This window comes from Vibrio sp. Sgm 5 (assembly GCF_026241575.1).
In the GTDB taxonomy this organism is placed as follows: Bacteria; Pseudomonadota; Gammaproteobacteria; order Enterobacterales; family Vibrionaceae; genus Vibrio; species Vibrio jasicida.
In genome coordinates, this window is the sequence record NZ_JAPHPY010000132.1 from 1 (window position 1) to 764 (window position 764).

Annotated in this window: 2 protein-coding genes; both read left to right on the forward strand. The window is 43.8% G+C overall.

Annotation, left to right across the window (positions count from 1 at the left end):
- The first annotated feature begins 78 nt into the window (after nucleotides 1-78).
- A complete protein-coding gene (locus OQJ86_RS26355) occupies nucleotides 79-336 on the forward strand; it encodes a type II toxin-antitoxin system Phd/YefM family antitoxin (protein ID WP_005448240.1) in 258 nt (85 codons plus the stop codon).
- Nucleotides 324-626 (forward strand): type II toxin-antitoxin system RelE/ParE family toxin, encoded by a 303-nt coding sequence (locus OQJ86_RS26360; RefSeq protein WP_025527253.1) that lies wholly within the window; start codon nucleotides 324-326, stop codon nucleotides 624-626. Before OQJ86_RS26355 ends, OQJ86_RS26360 begins: the two co-directional genes overlap by 13 nt.
- Nucleotides 627-764: the final 138 nt, after the last annotated feature.

Sequence of the window (764 nt, forward strand, 5' to 3'; positions counted from 1 at the left end):
GGCGTTAGCCGTCATGGAGCTTGCTATACTCAAAGTGATAGAATAGTATCACTTTAGTATTCCTTTGGAGCAGCTCTCATGAAAGTAGAACTAGTTACATCACTCAAACGTCAAGCAACAAAGATCCTTGCCGATCTCCACGACACTAAAGAACCAGTGTTAATTACCGAACATGGTAAGCCATCGGCATATCTGGTTGATGTTGATGATTACGAGTTTATGCAAAATCGTTTGGCGATTCTGGAAGGGATTGCACGAGGTGAACGTGCATTAGCTGACGGTAAAGTGGTGAGTCACGATGAAGCCAAGGACAAAATGTCAAAATGGCTGAAATAATCTGGACTGAGCCAGCGCTATCCGACCTCAATGATATCGCTGAATACATCGCACTTGAAAATATCGTAGCTGCAAAACAATTGGTTCAAACGATCTTTTCTAAAGTCGAGCGCTTAGAGGCTTTCCCTGAATCGGGTCGTATTCCGCCTGAACTAGAACATCTAAGTTATCGTGAGGTTGTAGTTAATCCGTGCCGCGTTTTCTATAAACAAGACGGCGACAAAGTATTTATTCTGTTTGTTATGCGTGCTGAGAGAGACTTGCGTAAGTTCCTATTGAGCAAGCAATAACCTTTGGGAATGAGCGGCTAACAAACTGTTCAAGAGGGATTCGCAACGCGTGGCATTTTCACTATGCGTTGGTTTTAATGTTTAAGGTGGTATGCGGTGGCATCGGTATTGCGTTGCTCACCCCTTAACAGGGCGTTA

What these genes read in the sequence shown, in the direction of transcription:
- OQJ86_RS26355 (WP_005448240.1), top strand. Translation starts at nt 79, where the DNA reads ATGAAAGTAGAACTAGTTACATCACTCAAACGTCAAGCAACAAAGATC.
- OQJ86_RS26360 (WP_025527253.1), top strand. Translation starts at nt 324, where the DNA reads ATGGCTGAAATAATCTGGACTGAGCCAGCGCTATCCGACCTCAATGAT.